This window comes from Amycolatopsis bullii, assembly GCF_014654205.1.
Taxonomy (GTDB): domain Bacteria; phylum Actinomycetota; class Actinomycetes; order Mycobacteriales; family Pseudonocardiaceae; genus Amycolatopsis; species Amycolatopsis plumensis.
On record NZ_BNAW01000004.1, the window covers coordinates 174573 to 188529 of the forward strand.

Consider the following 13957-nt stretch of genomic DNA (forward strand, 5'->3'; position numbering starts at 1 on the left):
GGGATGGAGACAGGGTGAACGAGCAAAACGGGGACGCGGAGCCGGCCGGAGCGGTCGCCGGGGCGGTCCAGGGCGCCCGGCGGTGGATCGGCCGCCGGTCGGTGCTGATCGCGGGCGCGTCCGGGCTGGCCGTGACCGGGCTGGCCGTCGGCACCGCCACCGGCAAGCTGCCGTTCAGCCAGGCCCTGCAGCGCACGCTCGGCGTGACGTCGTCGAACCCGACCACCCAGCTGGGCAGCACGCGCGTCGAGCGCGTCTACTCCGCGGCGCGCGGCCGGATGGTCGACCTGGTGTTCATCCTGCCGTCGAAGACCCCGCCGAAGGGGCTGCCGATGTCGCTGATGCTGCACGGCCTGCACGGCAACGCCCGCAGCGCGGCGCCCACCGGCACGCTCAAGCAGCTCGCCAGCGACGTCGCCCGCAAGGCGGTGCCGGCGTTCGGCTTCGTGGCCGTCGACGGCGGCGACAACTACTGGCACCAGGTCCACCCGGGCGACGACCCGATGGCGATGCTGCTGGAGGAGGTCCCGCAGTGGCTGCGGGCCCGCGGCTTCGCCGGCCCGACCGGTCAGCCGTTCGCCTGCACCGGCGTGTCGATGGGCGGGTTCGGCGCGCTGGTGTACACGCGCCGCCGCGTCGAGCGGCGCCAGCCGCCGTCCGCCGTCGCGACGCTGGCGCCGGCGCTGATCACGTCCTGGCCGGAGATGGCCAAGCGGCACATCTTCACCGGCATCCAGGACTGGACGGCCCTCGACCCGCTGCGGCACATCGACGAGACCAAGGGCGTGGCCAACGGCATCTGGTGCGGCACGGAGGACCCGTTCATCACCGGTGTCCGCCGCTACATCGAGGCGGCGCACCCGGCGGTCGCGCACACCGCCCACGGCAAGCACGGCGACCCGTTCAACCGCACGGTGGTGCCCAGCCTGGTCAGCTTCCTCGGCAAGCACGTCCCCCGCGCCGACTGACCCAGCCCCTGCCCCCATGCAGTTCGGGCGGCGGGTCAGCGCGTGAAGTGGATGCGGGTGGTGGTGCGGCCCGGGACCCAGTACGTGCGGACCAGGTCGGCCACGCGGTTGACCAGCAGCAGGCCGCGGCCGCCCAGGGTGGTCGCCGACGGGGGGATGCGGCCGGCCAGCGGCTCGGCGATCGTGCCGGCGTCGCTCACCTCGCAGACCACCTGCGAGTCCTCCGCCCACAGCCGCAGGACGCCGGTGCCGCCGCCGTAGAGGACGCTGTTCGCCGTCAGCTCGGCGATCGCCAGCGCGAAGTCGTCCCGGCGGGGCCGGCGCAGGCCGTGCCGGGCGGCCCAGATCTCCGCGAAGCCGCGCAACGACGCCAGCTGTCCCAGGTCGAATTCGCGCTCGACCGCGCCCGGTGGCGCCTCGAGCGGCCGCGTGAAGTCCGCGCGCACGCCGTCCGGGTCGAACCGCGGGCTGATGAACGGCCCGGCCAGGCCCCACAGCTCGGGGTGGGTCCGCTCGGCGTCGGCCAGCACCGGCGGCGGCAGCTCCCCGACGTCGTACGGGCAGAGCACCGCCAGGTCACGACCGGCGAAGGCGTTGTTGATGAGAGCTTCGTGCACCACGCACGCCGAGTACTCCGAGTCCGTGCGGCCGGCCCAGATCGGCTCGCCCACGATGCGCACCGGGCCGGCGTGCTCGGCGGCGAAGGCGTGCAGCACCGACGGCAGGATGGCGCCGGGGTTGCGGCCCGCCCGCTGCATGTCGATCAGCCGGACTTCGCTCGCCCGGTCTTCCAGGGCCTTTTCGATCAGCAGCAGGTTGCGGCCGGGGACGGCGACGGCCGCGGGCTCACCCCGGTCGAGACCTTCGAGCAGGAACGGGACGACACCGTCCAGGTACTCGGTGTCGCCGCGATAGAAGAGTGCGGGATGCCGGAACGGTCTGAGGGCATCTACCACGAGGGGGGCTTACCCCGGCGGAGACGAGCTCAAACCCGCCGGACGCCGGAATGTCACTCCACCCAACGGCCGACGACCGCGATCAGCCAGAAGCCGACGATGGTCGCCAGTGCGAACAGGAGCACCCAGTTGAACAGCTGACGCCGCTCGGTCACGCCGCGGGCCTGCCGCAGCCCGTACGCCGCGACGACGAACAGCGGCACGGGGATCAGCGGCAACGGGGACAGCCGCGAGACGACGGCGACGACGCAGGTGCCGGTGAACACGGCCAGCATGCCCATCAGCACCCGGTTCAGCCACGGGTACCGGTCGGCGACGGACGCGATCACGCGCTCGCTCAGCTCGCGGAACCCCAGGACCGGCCCGGCCGGGGTCGTCCCGGCCGGGGTGGTCCCGGCAGGTTCCGGGGCCGGCGGGGCCGGCGCTTGCACGCCGCCGCCCGGAGCAGCCCCGGAACCCGGGAAAGAGTCAGCAGTCATTCAGCTTTCCTGTCGGGTCTCCGGGCCGGGCGGCCCGGAGACGCCCGGCGTCAGGCCGACTTCTCGCCGCGCTCGCTGCGCGCGCGCCGCGTCGGCTGCCGGGCGACGATCGTCGGGTTCACGTTCTCCCGGACGGTCTGCTCGGTGATGACGACCTTCGCCACGTCGTCGCGGCTCGGGATGTCGTACATCACCGGCTGGAGCACTTCTTCCATGATCGCACGCAGCCCGCGGGCACCGGTCCCGCGCAGGACCGCCTGGTCGGCGATGGCCTCGAGCGCGGTCTTGGTGAACTCGAGCTCGACGTTGTCCATTTCGAAGAGCTTCTTGTACTGCTTCACCAGGGCGTTGCGCGGCTGGGTGAGGATGTTGACCAGCGAGTCCTTGTCCAGGTGGTTCACCGTCGCCACGACCGGGAGGCGGCCGATGAACTCCGGGATCAGGCCGAACTTGATCAGGTCCTCGGGCATGGTGTCGGAGAAGACGTCGCTCTCCTCGATCTCGGACTTGGTGCGGATCTCCGCGCCGAAGCCGAGGCCGCGCTTGCCGACCCGCTCGTTGATGATCTTCTCCAGCCCGGCGAACGCGCCGGCCACGATGAACAGCACGTTCGTCGTGTCGATCTGGATGAACTCCTGGTGCGGGTGCTTCCGGCCGCCCTGCGGCGGCACCGAGGCGGTGGTGCCCTCGAGGATCTTCAGCAGCGCCTGCTGGACGCCCTCGCCGGAGACGTCCCGGGTGATCGACGGGTTCTCGCTCTTGCGGGCGATCTTGTCGACCTCGTCGATGTAGATGATCCCGGTCTCGGCCCGCTTGACGTCGTAGTCCGCCGCCTGGATGAGCTTGAGGAGGATGTTTTCGACGTCCTCGCCGACGTAGCCCGCTTCGGTCAGCGCCGTGGCGTCCGCGATGGCGAACGGCACGTTCAGCAGCTTCGCGAGCGTCTGCGCCAGGTAGGTTTTGCCGCACCCGGTGGGGCCGAGCATCAGGATGTTCGACTTGGCGAGCTCGACCGACTCCTCCTTGGAGTCCTTCGGCCCGGCCTTGTCGTCCGCCTGGATCCGCTTGTAGTGGTTGTAGACCGCCACTGCCAGCGTCCGCTTGGCGTCTTCCTGGCCGATGATGTACTGCTCGAGGAATTCGTGGATGTCGGCGGGCTTGGGCAGCTCGTCGAGCTTGACGTCGCCGGCTTCGGCCAGCTCCTCCTCGATGATCTCATTGCAGAGGTCGATGCACTCATCGCAGATGTAGACCCCGGGGCCGGCAATGAGCTTCTTCACCTGCTTCTGGCTCTTCCCGCAGAAAGAACACTTCAGCAGGTCTCCGCCGTCACCGATCCGTGCCATGGCCGTTGACCTCGTCCCCTCCGGCGCGGGTTCGGCGCGCCTGACGTGTGTTGCGACGGTGCGACCCCCCGGTGCGGTGACCGGGTGCGAGCCTCACGCATTGCCACTGACGGTACCCGTCCGATGCCGCGGGCGGGAACACCCACGAGCTCCGGGAGCACGTCAGAGGACGACCCTAAACCAGGATGCCGGTGTGTGTCGTCTTCTCGACACACACCGGCCTGGCGGATCTAAAGAGCCGATGCCTTACGGTACGGCAGCACCTCGTCGATGATGCCGTACGCCTTGGCCTCTTCGGCCGTGAGGATCTTGTCGCGCTCGATGTCGGTCCGGATCTGGTCCGGGTCCTTGTTCGTGTGCTTGGCCAGGATGACCTCCATCTGGCGCCGCACCCGCTGGATCTCGTTGGCCTGGATCTCCAGGTCGGAGACCTGGCCGTAGGTGCCCTCGGTGGCCGGCTGGTGGATCAGCACGCGGGAGTTCGGCAGCGCGTAGCGCTTGCCCGGCGTGCCGGCCGACAGCAGCACCGCGGCGGCCGAGGCGGCCTGGCCGAGGCAGTACGTCTGGATGTCCGGGCGGACGAACTGCATGGTGTCGTAGATCGCCATCAGCGAGGTGAACGAGCCACCCGGCGAGTTGATGTAGACCAGGATGTCGCGGTCCGGGTCCTCGTGCTCGAGGTGCAGCAGCTGGGCCATCACGTCGTTGGCCGACGCGTCGTCCACCTGCACGCCGAGGAAGATGACCCGCTCTTCGTACAGCTTGTTGTACGGGTTCGACTCCTTGACCCCGTAGCTGGTCCGCTCCACGTACGACGGCAGGATGTACCGCGACTGGGGGACGCTCGGGCCCTGGAAGTCACCCGGGAGCCTGAAGTTGCTCATCGAAAGTCTCCTTGGTGCTTCGGGCTCAGCGGGAGCCCGGACGGGCGATGTCGGCGGTGAGGACGTGGTCGACGAACCCGTAGTCCTTCGCCTCCTGCGCGGTGAACCAGCGGTCGCGGTCGCCGTCCTTGATGATCTGCTCGACCGTCTGCCCGGTCTGGTCCGCGGTGATCCGGGCCAGCTCCTGCTTCCACTTGTTGAACAGGTCCGCCTGGATCGCGATGTCCGACGCCGTGCCGCCGACACCGGCCGAGGGCTGGTGCATCAGGATGCGGGCGTGCGGGAGCGCGTAGCGCTTGCCCGGCGTGCCCGAGGAGAGCAGGAACTGCCCCATCGAAGCCGCCATGCCCATCGCGTAGGTCGCGACGTCCGGGCGGATCAGCTGCATGGTGTCGTAGATGGCGAACCCGGCGGTGACCGAGCCACCCGGCGAGTTGATGTAGAAGCGGATGTCGGACTCGGCGTCGTCCGCGTCGAGCAGCAACAGCTGCGCGGTGATCCGGTTGGCGACCTCGTCGTTGACCTCGGAACCGAGGACGACGATGCGCTCCTGGAGCAACCGCTCGAACACCGAGTCGGTGAGGTTGAGCCCTGCGGTGCCGGTCCGCGCCTCGGGCGTGTGCTGCGTCACGTCTGCCTGCCTTTTCGCGCCGGCGGCGGCCCCGTGCTGACGGCCACCGCTGTCGTTTCAGATGCTTGAGATCTTGTATCCGACCCTAACGAACTTGGGCGGTGCAGAATGCCTGACACCGCCCAAGTTCGCTCACAGCTTCACTCCGCCGGAGTCTTCGCCGTTCCGTCGGTGACCTGCGTCTCCTCGGTTGCCGGCTCGTCGCTGCCGAACAGCTCCGAGAGGTCGACCTCGGCGCCGGAACCGTCGGTGACGGTCGTCTTGCGGACCACGGAGGCGAGGGCCTTGCCGCGGCGCACGTCGGCGTAGATCGCGGTCAGCTGGCCCGACTGCTGGGCGCGCTGGACGTACTCGTCCGGGCTGATCCCGAAGCGCTGGGCCTGGTAGATGATCCGCTCGGTGAGCTCGCCGTCGTTGACCGACACCTCTTCCTTGTCGGCGATGGTGTCCAGCAGCAGCTGCGTGCGGACGGCCTTCTCCGACTCGGTGCGGGTCTCCGCGTCGAACTCTTCGAGCGTGCGGCCTTCGGCCTCGAGGGCCTTGGCGAACTGGGCCTCGTCGTGGTCGAACGGGTGGATCGCGTCGTGCTTGCGGTTCTCGATCTCGGCGTCGAGGACCTTCTCCGGGATCGGCACCTCGGTGCGCTCCAGGAGCTCGTCGAGCACCTTGTCGCGGGCCTGGACGCCCTGCTGCATCTTCTTGACGCGGCCGAGCCGCTCGCGCAGGTCGTTCTTGAGCTCGTCGATCGTGTCGAACTCGCTGGCCATCTGGGCGAACTCGTCGTCGGCCTCGGGCAGCTCGCGGGTCTTGACCGACTGGACGGTCACGGTCACTTCGGCGTCCTTGCCGGCGTGCTCACCGGCGACGAGCTGGGTGGTGAACGTCTTGGTCTCGCCGGCGGTCGCGCCGATGATCGCCTCGTCGATGCCGTCGACGAGCTGGCCGGAGCCGATCTCGTAGGACAGCCCGCTGGTGCTCGCCTCCTCGACGGTCTCGCCGTCGACGGTCGCGGACAGGTCGATCGAGACGAAGTCGCCGTTCTCGGCCGGGCGCTCGACGCCGGTCAGCGTGCCGAAGCGGGCGCGCAGCTCGTCGAGCTGCTCGTCGACCTCCGCGTCGGTCAGCTCGACGTCGTCGACGGTGATCGCGAAGCCGTCCAGGTCGGGCAGCTCGATCTCCGGGCGCACGTCGACCTCGGCGGTGAACTCGAGCACGTCGCGGTCCTCGAGCTTGGTCACGTCGAACTCGGGGTTGCCGAGCGTGCGGACCTCGTTGGCGCGGACGGCCTCGATGTACTTGGCCGGGATGGCCTCGTTGACGACCTCGTCGAGCACCGGGCCGCGCCCGATCCGGCTTTCCAGGACGCGAGCGGGCGCCTTGCCGGGCCGGAAGCCCGGGATGCGCACCTGCTGGGCGATCTTGCGGTAGGCGCGGTCGAAGTTCGGCTTGAGCTCGTCGAACGGCACCTCGACATTGATCTTGACTCGCGTCGGGCTGAGCTGCTCGACGGTGCTCTTCAAGGTCTTCTCCTCGAGCGGTAACGATTGTGGTGGACAATCCTGCGGAAATGGCCCCGGCCACGTGCAGGCCGGGACGTCCGAGTCTAGGCCAGTGGCCTCCGCCACCGGGCCGGGGGCCACCTGCGGCGTCAGGCGCCCAGCATCCGGCCGATCACCCAGCGCATCTGACCGGTCGCGTGCGCCACCGACCCGCTGGGCTGGACGAGGTGGGAGAGCAGCAGCCGGACGAACGCCTCGACCGCGACCGTCCACTCCGAGAGGGTCAGCCCGACGTCGGGGTAGCTCCGCGCGAGCAGGGCCGCCACGGAGTCGACCGAGCGCTCGAGCACGCCTTCGGGCCGGGTGGTCAGCAGCGGGAGGAAGTCGTCGCTGCCGCCCTTCGGGCACCCGAGCGCGATCAGGATCAGCGGGTTGACCCTGGCCGCTTCGAGGGTCTGGCGGAACGCGGCGGTGACGCCGTCGACGGCACGGCCCGGGTGGGCGGCGACGACCTCGGTCACCCGCTCGGCGAAGCGCCCGGTTTCGCGCAGCACCAGCGCTTCGGCCAGCTCGGCCTTGGAGCCGAGTTCGTTGTAGACGGTCTGCCTGCTGACGCCGACGTGCGCGGCCAGCTTGCCCATCGTCACCGCGGCCCAGCCGTCCGCGGCGATGAGGACGGCGGCCGCGTCGAGCAGCCGGTCCCGGGTGCGCACCGGGGCGGAACGGGTGACGGCCTTCACAAGGGCAGCTTACCGACCGCTTGCGTTCGGCAGGCCGGGACCTTTTTTCGAAGCGTGGCGCAACGTTTACAAACCCGAGCGGGTTGTCTACGGTGACTCCCGCCTCGCCAGGAGCTTCTCGACCGAGGAGACCGCTCGATGCCCGTCGTCGATACCCCGTCGCTCGGCTCCCGGACGTCCGGGAGCGTGCCGGCGGCCGGCGTGCCGGTCCCGCGCTCGGTGCCCTCGCCCCGCATCCCGTTGCCCCGCCTGTCCGTGCCGACGCTCCTGCTGTTCACCGGCGGTGCCGCGCTGTGGGCGACGGCGACCTGGCTGCTGCTGGCCGGGATCGCGCCGCCGGTGTACACGGTGCCGCTGCACGCGATCGTCACCTTCACGATGTTCACCGTGGCGCACGAATCCGTGCACCACGCCGCAGGAAAGCTGACATGGGTCAACGAGGTGCTGGGCAGGCTGGCGATGCCGTTCGTCGCGGCGTACGCGTCGTTCCCGCTGCTCCGGTTCATCCACAGTGAACACCACCGCAACACGAACGCGGACTCCCACACCGATCCCGACGCCTGGACGTCGCAGGGAGCCTGGTGGTCGCTTCCCTTCCGCTGGCTCACCATCGACTTCTGGTACGCGCGCTTCTACGGCGCCCGCGTGCGCACCCGCCCGGCGCCGGAGCGGGCCGAGACGATCGTGCTGCTGTCGCTGGCGTTCGTCGCCGCCGCGACGCTGATCGCCTGCGGCCACGGCCGGGAACTGGTGCTGGGGTACCTGCTGCCGCAGCGGATCGGGCTGGCCGTGCTGGCGTGGTGGTTCGACTGGCTGCCGCACCACGGCCTCCCCGCCGCGAAGCCGCGCGACAAGTTCGGCACCACGCGGGTGCGCGTGGGGCTGGAGTGGCTGATGACGCCGATGATGCTGTTCCAGAACTACCACCTGGTGCACCACCTCCACCCCGCCGTGCCGTTCTACCGCTACCTGCGGGCGTGGCGCGACAACCGGGACGCCTACCTCGCCCGCGACGTCCCGATCATCACGGCGTGGGGCCGCGAGCTGACGCCGGCGGAGTACCGCGCCTGGCGGCGGCTGGCCGACGACCTCGGCGACCACGAGCCCGGCCCGGAGCCGCCGCCGGGCCCGAGCCGGTTCCACCGGCTGCGGGTGCGGGAGGTCCGGCCGCTGACCGCGGACGCCGTCGCGATCACCTTCGACGTCCCGCCGCACCTGGCGCCGGAGTTCCGGTTCTCGCCCGGCCAGCACGTGGCCGTCCGCGCGGTGGTCGACGGCCAGCCGGTGCGGCGGACGTACTCGATCTGCGCGCCGGCGGACTCGGGCGAGCTGCGGATCGCGGTGAAGCGGCGGCCCGGCGGCGCGTTCTCCGGCTTCGCGACCACGACCCTGGCCGCGGGCGACTTCCTGGAGGTCCTGCCGCCCTCCGGTGCGTTCACGCTCACCCCGGACCCGTCCCGGACCGCGCACTACGTGGCGCTGGCCGCGGGCAGCGGCATCACGCCGGTGCTGTCCATCGTGGTCAGCACGCTCACCGCGGAGCCGCACAGCCGGGCGACGCTGCTGTACGTCAACACCTCGGGGACGACGACCTTGTTCGCCGCGGAGCTGAGCGCGCTCGCCGAAGGGTTCGGCGGCCGGCTGCACGTCGTCCACTACCGCACCGACGAGCGCGACCCGGACCTGCACGCGCACCGGCCGCGGCACTTCGACACGCTCGGCGAGGCCCTCGCCATTTCGCACGAGCGCTACCAGCGCGGGCGGCTCGACGGGACGCGGCTGCGCGCGCTGCTGCAGAACCGGCTGCACCCGGCGAAGGTCGACGAGTGGTTCCTGTGCGGGCCGCGCGGCCTGCTGGAGATGGCCCGCCGCACGCTGGCCGACGCGGACGTCCCGGAGGAGAACGTCCACTTCGAACTCTTCCGCGGCGCGGCGCCCCTGCGCGACCCGGCGGGCACGCCGGCGAAGGTGGCGCTGACGCTGGGCGGCACGACGACGTGCGTCACGGCCGAAGCCGGGGAAACGGTTCTGGACGCGGCGTTGCGGGCCGGGTACGAGGTGCCGTACTCGTGCACGGGCGGCGCGTGCGGCACGTGCCGGGCGACGCTGCTGCACGGGCAGGTGGACATGGACGTCCGGTACGCGCTGACCGAGGACGACGTCGCGGCGAACCGGATCCTGACCTGCCGCTCCCGCGCGACGACCCCGGAGGTCGCGGTCGACTACGACCGCCGCTGACCGGACGCAGTGAATGACTCATTCCTGGCGTCGGACGTCAGGAATGAGTCGTTCACTGCAGGGGGAAGTCCGGGTCAGCCGGTCCGGGCGGGGGCGCCCGAGGGCGGGGTTCCCTGGCCGCCGCCCGGGGCTTGCGGGCCCGCCTCGCCGTCGGTGACCGAGGTCGCCGTCGCCGTGGTGCCCGACTCGGTGGCCACCACCGTGACCGTGTCACCGGTCGCCAGGCCCGTCGCCTGGGCCGACGTGATCGTGTACGTCTTCGAGAAGCCGTCGTCGCTCTTGGCGGTCAGGGACGTCGCGCTCAGCTCCGTGACCTCGCCGGTCTGCATGATCTTCGTGACGTAGCCGCCGTTGCCGTCGGACGCCACGTACTCGCCGTGCAGCGCGCCGCCCAGGCCACCGCCCGGCATGCCGCCCGGGCCGGCCTGGGTGTCGGTGGCCGCGGACGAGGACGCGGCCCAGACCGCCGCTCCCCCGCCGGCCACGATCACCGCCGCGACGGCGCCCGCCGCGATCTTCCTGCCCGGCGACCACGCCTGCTTCGGGGCCGGTGCGGGCGTCGCGCCCCACGTCGGGTCCGGAGTGGACGGTGTGCTCATGAGTCGCTCCTCGCTGTTCGGATGAGTCCACGGTGGAGCCGCGGCCTGTGCACCGACTGTGGCCGCCCTCAGCCGTTCCTGTGACCACGAAACGGACATCGGGCAACGGGCCGGTCACCGCACAGCCGCTTCACAGGCAGCGCACAACCCGCACACACGGCGCGGACGGACGCTGTTCCCATGGCCGCGCGCACCGTCCCGTCCCGTCCCCGCCGGGGACGGCTCTCGCTGCGCGCGAAATTGACCGGCTCAGTGGTCGTGCTGCTCACCGTGGTGTGCCTGATCGTCGGTGTGGTCAGCGAGTTCGCGCTCGACGTGTTCCTCACGCGCCAGATCGACCAGCAGCTCTCGGCCGCGGCGAATCGCTCGCTGGTGTTCGCGAGCAACGCCCGGCCGCCGGACGGCGGACCGCCACCGCAGAACCAGGGCCAGCACCCGCTCGGGCAGAACGTCGGCACGGTCAGCGCCACCTTCTCGGGCCGGGACCTGGTCCGCGACGACAGCATCTCCGAACACGGCGGACGGCTGGCGCTGACCGCGGACCAGCAGGCGCTCATGCTCTCGGTGCCCACCGACGGCAAACCGCACACCCTGTCCTTCGACGACCTCGGCGAGTACCGCCTGATGGCGCTGCCGGTCGCGGGGACGTCCGACGTCGTGGTCACCGGCCTGCCGATGAAACCGGTCGACGACACGCTGCTCACCGTCGGGCTGATCCTGTTCGGCGTGGCCGCCGCGGGCGTGCTCGGCGCGGCCTTCCTCGGCGCGTTCGCGGTCCGCCGCACCCTGCGCCCGCTCGACCGCGTCGCCGCCACGGCCGGGCGCGTCACCGAGCTGCCCCTCGACCGCGGCCAGGTGGCGCTGTCCATCCGCGTCCCGGAGGGCGACACGGACCCGCGGACCGAGGTCGGCCAGGTCGGCTCGGCGCTGAACCTGATGCTCGGCCACGTCGCCCAGGCCCTGGAAGCGCGGCACGACAGCGAGATCCGCGTCCGGCAGTTCGTCGCGGACGCCAGCCACGAGCTGCGCACGCCGCTGGCCGCGATCCGCGGGTACGCCGAGCTGGCCGCCCGCGGCAGCGCACTGGTGCCGCCGGACGTCGCCCACTCGATGAACCGGATCCAGTCCGAAGCCGTCCGGATGACGGCGCTGGTCGAGGACCTGCTGCTGCTCGCCCGGCTCGACGCGGGCCGGCCCCTCGACGTGCGCGACGTCGACCTCACGCGGCTGGTCGCCGACGCCGTCGGGGACGCCCGGGTCGCCGGCCGCCGCCACCGGTGGCTGCTCGAACTGCCGACGGCCCCGGTGCTCGTGTTCGGCGACGTCCAGCGCCTGCACCAGGTGCTGGCCAACCTCCTGGCCAACGCGCGCACGCACACACCGCCGGGCACCACGGTGGTCACGGCACTGGCCCGCTCGGCTGACGGCAGCGCCGTGCTCACGGTGACCGACGACGGCCCCGGCATCGCGCCGGACCTGCTGCCGGACGTCTTCGAGCGGTTCGCCCGCGGCGACTCGTCCCGCTCCCGCCACGCCGGCAGCACCGGGCTCGGGATGGCGATCGCCTCGGCCGTCGTCGTCGCCCACCACGGCTCGATCGAGGTGCACAGCCGGCCCGGCCGGACGGAGTTCGCGGTGCGCCTGCCCGTGGCCGTGCCCGCACAGCGGGTGCACAGCATCGGCACAACCCGGCCCCAGCTGGAGACCGGAAGCTGAGTTCATGACCGTTCTCGCGGCACGCGAACCCGTCGTGACCTCTCCAGTTCCTTTCCGCCGTTCGTGGCACCGGCCGCTCCTGGCCGTCCTCCTGCTCGGCACCGCCGTGCTCTACCTGTGGGGCCTCGGGGCTTCCGGCTGGGCCAACGCGTTCTACTCGGCGGCCGCGCAGGCGGGGTCACAGAGCTGGAAGGCGCTGCTCTTCGGCTCCAGCGACGCGGCGAACGCGATCACCGTCGACAAGACCCCGGCCGCGCTGTGGGTGATGGGCCTGTCGGCGCGGCTGTTCGGCGTCAACGCGTGGAGCATCCTGGTGCCGCAGGCGCTGATGGGCGTGGGTTCGGTCTGGCTGCTGCACGCGACGGTCCGCCGCACGTCCGGCCCGGCGGCCGGGCTGGTCGCGGGCCTGGTGCTGGCCCTGACGCCCGCCGCGGCGCTGATGTTCCGCTTCAACAACCCGGACGCGCTGCTGGTGCTGCTGCTGGTGGCGGGCGCGTACTGCGTGGTGCGTGCGTGCGAGAAGGCGAGCCCGCGCTGGCTCGCGCTGGCCGGCGTCGCGGTCGGCTTCGGCTTCCTGGCGAAGATGCTGCAGGCGTTCCTGGTCCTGCCCGCGTTCGCGCTCGCATACCTGGTCGCTGCCCCTGTGCCGCTCGGCAAGCGGCTCCTGCACCTGCTCGGCGCGCTCGTCTCGATCCTCGTGGCGGCGGGCTGGTACCTGGTGGTGGTCGCGCTGTGGCCGGCGGCTTCCCGGCCGTACATCGGCGGCTCCCAGACGAACTCGCTCTGGGAGCTGGTGTTCGGCTACAACGGCTTCGGCCGCCTCACCGGCGACGAAGTGGGCAGCGTCGGCGGCGGCGCGGGCCGCGGCTGGGGTTCGACGGGCTTGACCCGGCTGTTCGGCAGCGAGATGGCGGGCGGGATCGCCTGGCTCCTGCCGGCGGCGCTGCTGGCGCTGGGAGCGGGTCTGTGGTTCACCCGCCGGGCCCCGCGCACGGACGCCTCCCGCGCGGCCCTGCTGCTGTGGGGCGGCTGGCTGCTGGTGACGGCGCTGGTGTTCAGCTACATGAGCGGGATCATCCACCCGTACTACACGGTGGCCCTGGCCCCGGCGATCGCCGCGCTGACCGGGACGGCGGCGGTCCAGCTGTGGCGCCTGCGCGCCAATCCGGTGGCCTCGGGGCTGCTCAGCGGCGGTGTCGCGGTGACGGCGCTGACGGCGTACCTGCTCCTCGACTCGTCGTGGCAGCCGTGGCTGGCGCCGACGGTCCTGGTCGGCGGCCTCCTGGCAGCGGTGGCGCTGTTCTTCGCCACGCACCTGACCCGCGGGGCAGCGGCGGCCGTGGCCACCTTTTCGCTGGTCGTGACGCTGCTGGGCACGGGAGCGTACACGCTGGCGACGGCGGCGACGCCCCACAGCGGCGCGATCCCCTCGGCCGGGCCGTCGTCCGGCTTCGGCGGCCGGGGCCCCGGCGGCTTCGGTGGGCCGGGCGGCTTCGGCGGCGGTCGCGGCGGCGGCCCGGCCGCACTCCTGACCACGACGACGCCGGGCGCCTCGCTGACAGCGTTGCTCCAGAAGGACTCAGCGAAGTACACCTGGACGGCGGCCACCGTGCTGTCGAACGCGGCGGCGGGCTACCAGCTGGCTTCAGGGGCACCGGTGATGGCCGTGGGTGGCTTCAACGGGACGGACCCGTACCCGACGCTGGCGCAGTTCCAGCAGTACGTGGCCGACGGGCGGATCCACTACTTCCTCGGCGAGGGCTTGTCGATGCCGGGCAACAGCGGCTCGGACGCGGCCCAGGAAATCGCCGAGTGGGTGGCGTCCCACTACGAGTCCTCCACTGTGGACGGCGTAACGGTGTTCGACCTGACTGCGACCGTGTGAGACACGACGAAAGCAG

12 protein-coding genes are annotated in these 13957 nt (G+C 71.5%); 4 read left to right on the plus strand and 8 right to left on the minus strand.

All coding sequences use genetic code 11. The features are described 5' to 3' along the window. The first annotated feature begins 14 nt into the window (after positions 1-14). On the plus strand, positions 15-968 hold the full coding sequence (locus IE317_RS07535) for an alpha/beta hydrolase (protein WP_191307630.1): 954 nt from the start codon (positions 15-17) through the stop codon (positions 966-968). Positions 969-1003: 35 nt separating this feature from the next. On the opposite strand, the gene IE317_RS07540 is transcribed toward IE317_RS07535, so the two are convergent. From IE317_RS07540 to IE317_RS07570, 7 genes are all read right to left on the minus strand, one after another. Continuing rightward, positions 1004-1924 carry an anti-sigma factor RsbA family regulatory protein gene (locus IE317_RS07540; protein WP_191307631.1) on the minus strand — a complete coding sequence of 307 codons (921 nt, stop codon included), beginning with the start codon at positions 1922-1924 and terminating at the stop codon, positions 1004-1006. 53 nt (positions 1925-1977) lie between these two features. Further along, positions 1978-2403 (minus strand): hypothetical protein, encoded by a 426-nt coding sequence (locus IE317_RS07545; protein ID WP_191307632.1) that lies wholly within the window; start codon positions 2401-2403, stop codon positions 1978-1980. Positions 2404-2453: 50 nt separating this feature from the next. Beyond that, entirely contained in the window at positions 2454-3749 is a 1296-nt protein-coding gene (clpX, locus tag IE317_RS07550; protein WP_004562779.1) for an ATP-dependent Clp protease ATP-binding subunit ClpX, read from the minus strand. Between the two features lie 230 nt (positions 3750-3979). Beyond that, complete coding sequence (locus IE317_RS07555) at positions 3980-4633, minus strand: ATP-dependent Clp protease proteolytic subunit (protein WP_191307633.1); 654 nt, start codon at positions 4631-4633, stop codon at positions 3980-3982. Between the two features lie 25 nt (positions 4634-4658). Continuing rightward, complete coding sequence (locus IE317_RS07560; RefSeq protein WP_091320319.1) at positions 4659-5264, minus strand: ClpP family protease; 606 nt, start codon at positions 5262-5264, stop codon at positions 4659-4661. A gap of 140 nt (positions 5265-5404) precedes the next feature. After that, on the minus strand, positions 5405-6784 hold the full coding sequence (gene tig / locus IE317_RS07565) for a trigger factor (protein WP_191307634.1): 1380 nt from the start codon (positions 6782-6784) through the stop codon (positions 5405-5407). 128 nt (positions 6785-6912) lie between these two features. Further along, positions 6913-7503, minus strand: a complete 591-nt coding sequence (locus tag IE317_RS07570; protein WP_191307635.1) for a TetR family transcriptional regulator — start codon at positions 7501-7503, stop codon at positions 6913-6915. Between the two features lie 138 nt (positions 7504-7641). On the opposite strand from IE317_RS07570, the gene IE317_RS07575 reads away from it, so the two are divergent. Beyond that, positions 7642-9741 carry a fatty acid desaturase gene (locus tag IE317_RS07575; protein WP_191307637.1) on the plus strand — a complete coding sequence of 700 codons (2100 nt, stop codon included), beginning with the start codon at positions 7642-7644 and terminating at the stop codon, positions 9739-9741. A 74-nt stretch (positions 9742-9815) separates the two neighbouring features. Here IE317_RS07575 and IE317_RS07580 read toward each other — a convergent pair whose 3' ends face one another. Continuing rightward, positions 9816-10340, minus strand: a complete 525-nt coding sequence (locus tag IE317_RS07580) for a hypothetical protein (RefSeq protein ID WP_191307639.1) — start codon at positions 10338-10340, stop codon at positions 9816-9818. Positions 10341-10520: 180 nt separating this feature from the next. On the opposite strand from IE317_RS07580, the gene IE317_RS07585 reads away from it, so the two are divergent. Together IE317_RS07585 and IE317_RS07590 are read left to right on the plus strand one after the other, a co-directional pair. Next, on the plus strand, positions 10521-12056 hold the full coding sequence (locus tag IE317_RS07585) for a sensor histidine kinase (protein WP_191307640.1): 1536 nt from the start codon (positions 10521-10523) through the stop codon (positions 12054-12056). 4 nt (positions 12057-12060) lie between these two features. After that, entirely contained in the window at positions 12061-13941 is a 1881-nt protein-coding gene (locus IE317_RS07590; protein WP_191307642.1) for an ArnT family glycosyltransferase, read from the plus strand. Positions 13942-13957: the final 16 nt, after the last annotated feature.

Excerpts from the sequence above, each read along its gene's own strand:
- IE317_RS07575 (WP_191307637.1), top strand. The coding sequence starts at position 7,642 with ATGCCCGTCGTCGATACCCCGTCGCTCGGCTCCCGGACGTCCGGGAGC.
- clpX (WP_004562779.1), bottom strand. The coding sequence starts at position 3,749 with ATGGCACGGATCGGTGACGGCGGAGACCTGCTGAAGTGTTCTTTCTGC.
- IE317_RS07580 (WP_191307639.1), bottom strand. The coding sequence starts at position 10,340 with ATGAGCACACCGTCCACTCCGGACCCGACGTGGGGCGCGACGCCCGCA.
- IE317_RS07585 (WP_191307640.1), top strand. The coding sequence starts at position 10,521 with ATGGCCGCGCGCACCGTCCCGTCCCGTCCCCGCCGGGGACGGCTCTCG.
- IE317_RS07555 (WP_191307633.1), bottom strand. The coding sequence starts at position 4,633 with ATGAGCAACTTCAGGCTCCCGGGTGACTTCCAGGGCCCGAGCGTCCCC.
- IE317_RS07545 (WP_191307632.1), bottom strand. The coding sequence starts at position 2,403 with ATGACTGCTGACTCTTTCCCGGGTTCCGGGGCTGCTCCGGGCGGCGGC.
- IE317_RS07590 (WP_191307642.1), top strand. The coding sequence starts at position 12,061 with ATGACCGTTCTCGCGGCACGCGAACCCGTCGTGACCTCTCCAGTTCCT.